Source organism: Pseudomonas sp. CFBP13528 (assembly GCF_005233615.1).
In the GTDB taxonomy this organism is placed as follows: domain Bacteria; phylum Pseudomonadota; class Gammaproteobacteria; order Pseudomonadales; family Pseudomonadaceae; genus Aquipseudomonas; species Aquipseudomonas fluorescens_AM.
Map to the genome: position 1 here is coordinate 24,571 of NZ_QGAJ01000028.1, position 7,040 is coordinate 31,610.

The 7,040-nt window shown below is 59.4% G+C and carries 7 protein-coding genes; 4 read left to right on the forward strand and 3 right to left on the reverse strand.

Annotated features, from left to right (window positions below):
* Positions 1 to 31 precede the first annotated feature (31 nt).
* Entirely contained in the window at positions 32 to 397 is a 366-nt protein-coding gene (locus PspCFBP13528_RS27040) for an antibiotic biosynthesis monooxygenase (RefSeq protein ID WP_137201881.1), read from the forward strand.
* On the opposite strand, the gene PspCFBP13528_RS27045 is transcribed toward PspCFBP13528_RS27040, so the two are convergent.
* Positions 386 to 1,489 (reverse strand): sigma-54 dependent transcriptional regulator, encoded by a 1,104-nt coding sequence (locus tag PspCFBP13528_RS27045; RefSeq protein ID WP_065951094.1) that lies wholly within the window; start codon positions 1,487 to 1,489, stop codon positions 386 to 388. The two genes, PspCFBP13528_RS27040 and PspCFBP13528_RS27045, sit on opposite strands and share 12 nt — an antisense overlap.
* Positions 1,490 to 1,755: 266 nt before the next feature.
* On the opposite strand from PspCFBP13528_RS27045, the gene PspCFBP13528_RS27050 reads away from it, so the two are divergent.
* The 3 genes from PspCFBP13528_RS27050 (at position 1,756) to PspCFBP13528_RS27060 (ending at position 5,275) form a co-directional block, all read left to right on the forward strand.
* Positions 1,756 to 2,025 carry a hypothetical protein gene (locus tag PspCFBP13528_RS27050; protein WP_065951093.1) on the forward strand — a complete coding sequence of 90 codons (270 nt, stop codon included), beginning with the start codon at positions 1,756 to 1,758 and terminating at the stop codon, positions 2,023 to 2,025.
* A 232-nt stretch (positions 2,026 to 2,257) separates the two neighbouring features.
* Positions 2,258 to 3,418, forward strand: a complete 1,161-nt coding sequence (locus PspCFBP13528_RS27055; protein WP_137201882.1) for an aminotransferase class V-fold PLP-dependent enzyme — start codon at positions 2,258 to 2,260, stop codon at positions 3,416 to 3,418.
* A 48-nt stretch (positions 3,419 to 3,466) separates the two neighbouring features.
* Entirely contained in the window at positions 3,467 to 5,275 is a 1,809-nt protein-coding gene (locus PspCFBP13528_RS27060; protein WP_137201883.1) for an aminopeptidase P family protein, read from the forward strand.
* Between the two features lie 116 nt (positions 5,276 to 5,391).
* Here the strand turns inward: PspCFBP13528_RS27060 and PspCFBP13528_RS27065 are convergent, their stop codons facing one another.
* Both PspCFBP13528_RS27065 and rhtA read right to left on the reverse strand, forming a co-directional pair.
* On the reverse strand, positions 5,392 to 5,673 hold the full coding sequence (locus PspCFBP13528_RS27065) for a hypothetical protein (RefSeq protein WP_065951090.1): 282 nt from the start codon (positions 5,671 to 5,673) through the stop codon (positions 5,392 to 5,394).
* A 169-nt stretch (positions 5,674 to 5,842) separates the two neighbouring features.
* Positions 5,843 to 6,730, reverse strand: a complete 888-nt coding sequence (gene rhtA / locus PspCFBP13528_RS27070) for a threonine/homoserine exporter RhtA (RefSeq protein WP_101221386.1) — start codon at positions 6,728 to 6,730, stop codon at positions 5,843 to 5,845.
* Between the last annotated feature and the right edge of the window lie 310 nt (positions 6,731 to 7,040).

The window sequence follows — 7,040 nt, forward strand, 5'->3', positions numbered from 1 at the left end:
AGATTCTGCCTACAAAGAAAGGGGAGTGTTCATGCAGGTATCAGAGAAAAGTCGCAGCTTCACACAGTTGATCGAATTTCAGATCGACCCGCGCCAGCAATCTGCCCTGGTGGCGGCCTTGTCCCTGCAAAGCGAGCGACTGGCGCAAAGCCATGGCGGCTTTTTGAGTGCGAGCGTGCAGGTCAGCGATGACGGGCGGCGGGTGCTCAACTACCTGCAATGGCAATCCCGTGAGGATGGCGAGGCGGCCTTCAGGTGCTTCGAGCAAGGCGGCGAGGAATTCTGGACGCTGATTCGAGTGCACCGGGCCCAGGCGGTGATCTTTGATTCGTTCCAGGTGCTGCGCAGTTTTGAGCGCAGCCATGACGACGCCTTGCACTGCCGCCTAAATGGATAGATGCAGCATTCGCTCGCCCTGCAGGTTTGCCCCAGGCCTGCGCTTGTTCACCGCCAACTCGCCGATCTTGATCAGCCGCGCGCGCGTGACGTTGCGGCTCAAACCCAGGAGGCTGGCGGTATGCACCTGGTTATAGTGGCTGAAGCGATAAGCGGCGCGTAACAGCGCGTCCTCGACCTTTTCGTGCAAGGCGCCGGCCTGTTCCTCGAACAGTTTTTGAAAGGCGCGCGCAAGCAGTGCGTCGGCGCTGTTGTCGGTGCCTTGCTGGCTGTCGTCCTGGCGTTCGATGCGCAGGTTCGACAGGCGCAGATCATCGCGTTCGATCACGCTGTTGCGGCAGATCAGCAGCGTGTGATGAATCACGTTTTCCAGCTCGCGAATATTGCCCGGCCAGCTGTAGCTCCTGAGTTTGTGTTCGGCCTCGCGGCTGATGGTGATCGGGCCATAACCCAGGCGTCGGCTGTAGGCGTCGATGAAGTGTCGGGTCAGCGGCAGGACATCGCCGGGGCGCTCGCGCAGTGGGCTGAGCTCCAGGCTGACTACGTCGAGACGGTAGTAAAGGTCTTCGCGGAAATGCCCGGCGTTGATGGCTTTTTCCAGTTGTACATTGGTTGCCGCCAGTACCCGCACGTCGATAGGAATACTCTTGCGCGAGCCCAGGCGTACCACTTCACGTTCCTGCAGCACCCGAAGCAGCTTGACCTGAATCGCCAGGGGCAAATCGCCGATTTCATCAAGGAACAAGGTGCCGCCATCGGCCTCTTCGAACCAGCCCGCCTTGGCACAGAGGGCGCCGGTAAAGGCGCCTTTTTCGTGGCCGAACAGCTCGGCTTCGACAAGGGATTCAGAAAACGCCCCGCAGTTAACCGCCACGAATGGTCGGTTGCGCCGCGCGCTGAGCGTGTGGATGTGCCGCGCTACCAGCTCCTTGCCGGTGCCGGTTTCGCCGATGATCAGCACGCTGGCTTCGCTGGGGGCCACTTGCTGGATGTGATCGAGCAGGGCCTTGGATTTCGGGTCTTCGAATACTTGGGCCGTGGCACGGATGGAGGTCGCGAGGGCGGGCGAGGGGGGGAGGGTTAGTAACTGCATGGACACCTCTCTTGGAAATAAAATTCGGGAATTGCCTTTGGCGAGACCTAGCAACGTTGGTGGGCAGCGTTGTTTATAGAGGGATTCTTATATTCCGTAAATTAATTGATTTACATATTTATAGATCTTAAAAGAATAACTGGTTGTGCTTATCGAGCCTGCCGTAACGGTTGATAGCGACTATCGAGGACGGTGATTTTTCAGCGTGCGGGGGCCGGAGTAGCCTGTGTTCATTGATTCGACACCTCCTTTGCAGGGCCACCGCCATGATCCGTTCACTCGCTGTTTCGCTGTTGCTTGTCACCTCTGTCCTCGCCGGATGCGCGACCCATCCATCCCCTGAGCTGCGCCCTTACACGGCGCAGGAAACCCAGCAACTGGCGCTCGAAGCGCTGAGTCGTCGGGGCTTGTCATTCGATGACTATCAACGCCAGCGCGCGGCACTGACCGGCCAGCCACAGCAGTCTTTCGGTTTTGATCATCAGGGCGAAATGAATGCCGAGCGCAGCGTAGCCCTGAAGGATCGCCCCAGTTGAGCGGCGCTGTTGCGGTGAAGAACCCGGGTTTCCCATAAGGAATCTCGGGTTTTTTGTTTTCCATGCTGTGACTTCAGCCTGTTAAGCTGAATTTCAGGAGCGTTCCGACGCACATTTTCATACAGTGGTCCTTCTTTAACGGCATCCGATCAGTTAAATCTGACAACCTCTGTTCTGTTCGATGCCCCCGCGACACTGCTCTCGGGAACACGCTCTGCGAGTTTTTAACGCCATGAATAAACGTCCGTTGTATTTCGACTACGCCGCCACTACGCCGGTGGATGAGCGAGTCATCCAGGTGATGGTTGAGTGTCTGGGCTTCAATGCCAATTTCGGTAATCCTGCGTCCAGCTCCCACGCGTTCGGCCAGGCGGCCCGGCGAACGGTTGAGCAGGCGCGTGAGCAGGTGGCCGAACTGGTCGGCGCCCAGCCCGAGCAGATTGTCTGGACCTCCGGCGCCACCGAGTCCAATAACCTGGCGATCAAAGGCGTGGCCCAGGCCCGTGGCGTAACGGGCGGGCATATCATCACCAGCCAGATCGAACACAAGGCGACGCTCGACACCGCGCGGCAATTGCAGGAAGCCGGGGTGGCGGTGACCTACCTGGTCCCCGATGCCGAAGGCCTGATCAGTGTCGAAGCCGTCAGTGAGGCATTGCGTGAAGACACCTTTCTGGTGTCGCTGATGCTGGTCAATAACGAACTGGGCACGTTGAACGATATCCCGGCCATCGGCGCGCGGGTGCGTGAACAGGGGGCGTTGTTCCATGTGGACGCGGCTCAGGGCGCGGGCAAGGTCGCGATCGACCTGGCGCAGTGGCCGGTGGACTTGATGTCGTTTTCGGCCCACAAGCTCTACGGTCCGAAAGGTATCGGCGCGTTGTACGTGGGGCCCAGGGCGCAGCAGAAGGTATTGGCGCAGATTCATGGCGGCGGTCATGAGGGCGGCTTGCGTTCGGGGACCCTGGCGACTCACCAGATCGCGGGCATGGGCACGGCGTTCGCCCTGGCGGCGGCGTCTTTTGCCGAGGAGAAGGCACACATCGCGGCCTTGCGTCAGCGTCTGCTGGATCAGTTGGGGTCGATTGCGGGCGTGCGCCTCAACGGCAGCCCTGTACAGCGAATTCCCCACACCCTGAGCCTTACGTTCAGCGAAGGCGAATTCAACGCCAGTGCGTTGAGCGCCGGTATTGCCTTTTCGGCGACTTCAGCGTGCAATTCGGCCAGCAACGCGCCGTCCCATGTGCTTCTGGCCCTGGGGCATGACGCTCGCAGCGCCGCCCGTACCATTCGCTTGAGTCTCGGCCGGTTTACCACCGAGCGGGATATCGACGAAGCGGCACAACTGATCAAGTCGACCCTGGCCAGCGCACCGGCGTTCTGGGCCGTCTGAAACGTATCCGCAGTCCATAACAATTATTAGTGGTTAGCAGGAGACACAATGAGTACGCAGCCTTTGACCCATGGAACGGTTCCCCAGCGCCTGGCGCAGACCCGTGAGCAGATGCGCCAAGAGGGCATTCACGCCCTGCTGGTGCCGTCCGCGGATCCGCATTTGTCCGAGTACCTGCCGGGATACTGGCAGGGGCGCCAATGGTTGTCGGGCTTTCATGGTTCGGTGGGAACGCTGATCGTCACCGCGGATTTTGCCGGTGTGTGGGCCGACAGCCGTTACTGGGAACAGGCGACCAAGGAACTCAAAGGCAGTGGCATCGAGCTGGTCAAACTGCAACCGGGCCAACCCGGCCCCCTGGAGTGGCTGGCTGAACAAACCCCGGAAGGCGGCGTGGTGGCCGTGGATGGCGCGGTAATGGCCGTGGCGTCGGCACGGACCCTGGGTGGCAAGCTGGCTGAGCGTGGTGCGCGCTTGCGTACCGATGTCGACCTGCTCAATGACGTCTGGCATGACCGCCCGGCGCTGCCGAACCAGCCGATCTATCAGCATTTGCCCCCGCAAGCGACCCTCAGCCGTGGCGAGAAACTCGCGGCCCTGCGCGCCAGCCTGAAAGACAACGGTGCTGACTGGCATTTCATCGCGACACTGGATGACATCGCCTGGTTGTTCAACCTGCGCGGTGGCGATGTGTCGTTCAATCCGGTATTCGTGTCTTTCGCCTTGATCAATCAGCAGCAGGCCACCCTGTTCGTGGCGCTGAGCAAAGTCGATGCCCAACTGCGGGCGGCGCTCGAGCGCGATGGCGTGACCGTACGCGACTACAGTGACGTGGCCGACGCGCTGCGAGCTGTGCCGGCAGGGGCAAGTCTGCAAATTGATCCGGCACGCGTCACGGCCGGTCTACTGGAACATCTCGACGCCGGTGTGAAACGGGTGGAAGGTTTGAACCCGACCACCCTGGCCAAGTCGCGTAAAAGCCTGGCTGATGCCGAACATATCCGTCAGGCCATGGAGCAGGACGGCGCCGCCTTGTGCGAATTTTTCGCCTGGCTGGAAACGGCCCTGGGGCGCGAGCGCATTACCGAGTTGACTATCGACGAGCGTCTGACCGCGGCACGTACCCGTCGTCCGGGTTATGTATCGCTGAGTTTCAACACCATCGCGGCCTTCAATGCCAACGGCGCGATGCCGCACTACCACGCCACGCCGGAAGAACATGCGGTGATCGAAGGCGATGGCTTGTTGCTGATCGACTCGGGTGGCCAGTACTTGGGTGGCACGACGGATATCACGCGGATGGTACCCATCGGTACGCCGAGTGAAGAGCAGAAACGCGATTGCACGCGGGTGCTCAAGGGCGTGATTGCCTTGTCCCGTGCCCATTTCCCCAAAGGCATCCTGTCGCCGCTGCTCGATGCCATCGCACGTGCGCCGATCTGGGCCGAAGGCGTGGATTACGGTCATGGTACGGGGCACGGTGTAGGGTATTTCCTCAACGTGCACGAGGGGCCGCAAGTGATCGCCTATCAGGCGGTGGCCGCACCGCAGACGGCGATGCAGCCGGGCATGATTACTTCGATCGAGCCGGGTACCTACCGCCCTGGGCGTTGGGGCGTGCGGATCGAGAACCTGGTGTTGAACCGTGAAGCGGGGACGACCGAGTTTGGTGAATTCCTCAAGTTCGAAACACTGACGCTGTGCCCGATCGACACCCGTTGCCTGGAGCCATCCTTGCTCAGCACTGATGAGCGCGAGTGGTTCAACGCTTATCATGCCCAGGTGCGCGAGCGTTTGAGCCCGTTGCTCAGTGGCGATGCGCTCGAGTGGTTGCAGGTGCGTACAGCGGCGATCTGATTCAGGACTGGCTCAGGGCTTCGCGCACGAAATCCAGACGGTCCTGACCGAAAACAGCGTCGCATTGCCGGCGCTGACTACCAGTGCGACGTTCTTGTTGTGCGTCGCTCAGGTACCTATTTGCAAATGACGATCATGCTGCGGCTGGTGTAGCCGGCAGGGTTGAGGCCGAAGGGGTAATCCCCTGGCTCCTCGGAATTGTCGCCGGATTTGGCGATAACCCGATATCCCTTGGCACCACATGAATTGGCTGCGCTGGTGTAGCACTGGTCCCAGGAGGAGGACAGGCCCGAACAGTTGATATGCAGCCCTTTCTTGCCCCGTTTCACTTCTGTTTTAGTGGTCGCGGCACAACCAGCAATGCCTACGACCAGCAACAGTATCAAAATTCGATTCATTCCAATCCTTAAATAGCCGCTTCGCAAAAGGATCGAAGTCGGCTTTTACTCGCTCTCGAGCGTAGCGTTCATGCTGTCCGTGTCGAACTTCTCCATGAAGGACATTCGTTTTACGAGCCTAAACATGGCCTAAATGAGCGTTAAATACCAGAGCTGCCTGCAAAGAGCGTCAGTCGGCGGGTACCAGCGGTTTGGATTCGTTGCGCATTGTCAGCGTCGCACCGACGGAGGCCAGGATAATGCAGGTGATGGCCAGCCATTGCGCGAGCGTCAGTTGCTCATGCAGGAAGAACAGACCGGAGAGGGCGCCGAACGCCGGCTCGATACTCATCAAGGTACCGAAAGTGCGAGCGGGCAGGCGGGTGAGCGCAACCATTTCCAATGTGTAGGGCAGTGCCGTAGACAAGATAGCCACGCCGATGGCGACAGGAATCAGCGCGGGGGTCAACAACGCGGTACCGGCGTGCACGATGCCGATGGGTGCGACGAATAAAGCAGCGATCATTACGCCGAGCGCGGCGGTTTGCACGCCGTTATCGTTACCCGCCTTTTGGCCGAACAGAATGTAAAGCGCCCAGCAAACGCCGGCGCCGAGTGCATACGCGGCACCCACCACGTCAATGCCACTGCTGGCTTCTCCCATCGGAATCAACAGGAGCAAACCGATGATCGCCAGCGCGACCCACAAAAAGTCCACTGCCCGGCGCGATGCATAGATGGCGACGGCGAGCGGGCCCGTGAATTCCAGGGCGACCGCAATACCCAGGGGGACGGTGCGCAGCGACATATAAAAGAGAAAGTTCATGCCGCCCAGCGCCATGCCGTAGACAACCACCGTGCGCAGGGACCTGGCCGTCAGCTTGGCACGCCATGGGCGCAATAGAAGCAGCATGATCACGCTGGCGAAGATCAAGCGCAGGGTGGTAGTTCCTTGCGCACCAATAATCGGGAACATGCTTTTGGCCAGCGAGGCGCCGGACTGGATGGATGCCATCGCGATCAACAGCAGGCCAACGGGGAAGAGTGCGCAGGCCAGGCTGCGGGGTGGGGTAGTCATTGAAGGTGTTGTCCGAAGTGATATATAGAAGGGCAGAGGGATTATGATGCTTAACGGTCACGGATTGAGCAATATATTGCTCAGTTGAGCAAGGGCTGAGGGGGTTTAAACGGGATTGATAGAAAGTTCACATTAACGGTTGACGTAGAATTTTATCTGTCTATAATTCGCCCCACTTCCGGCGCAGTCGAAACGGAAAACTCCTTGGTAAACAATGAGTTAAGTAGTTTTCGACAGCAAGTTGCTTCAGTTCATCGAAGCCAGCAGGAAGTTGAAAAAGAGGTGTTGACAGCAGCGTGTAACGCTGTAG

Excerpts from the sequence above, each read along its gene's own strand:
- PspCFBP13528_RS27055 (WP_137201882.1), top strand. The coding sequence starts at position 2,258 with ATGAATAAACGTCCGTTGTATTTCGACTACGCCGCCACTACGCCGGTG.
- PspCFBP13528_RS27060 (WP_137201883.1), top strand. The coding sequence starts at position 3,467 with ATGAGTACGCAGCCTTTGACCCATGGAACGGTTCCCCAGCGCCTGGCG.
- PspCFBP13528_RS27045 (WP_065951094.1), bottom strand. The coding sequence starts at position 1,489 with ATGCAGTTACTAACCCTCCCCCCCTCGCCCGCCCTCGCGACCTCCATC.
- rhtA (WP_101221386.1), bottom strand. The coding sequence starts at position 6,730 with ATGACTACCCCACCCCGCAGCCTGGCCTGCGCACTCTTCCCCGTTGGC.
- PspCFBP13528_RS27040 (WP_137201881.1), top strand. The coding sequence starts at position 32 with ATGCAGGTATCAGAGAAAAGTCGCAGCTTCACACAGTTGATCGAATTT.
- PspCFBP13528_RS27050 (WP_065951093.1), top strand. The coding sequence starts at position 1,756 with ATGATCCGTTCACTCGCTGTTTCGCTGTTGCTTGTCACCTCTGTCCTC.
- PspCFBP13528_RS27065 (WP_065951090.1), bottom strand. The coding sequence starts at position 5,673 with ATGAATCGAATTTTGATACTGTTGCTGGTCGTAGGCATTGCTGGTTGT.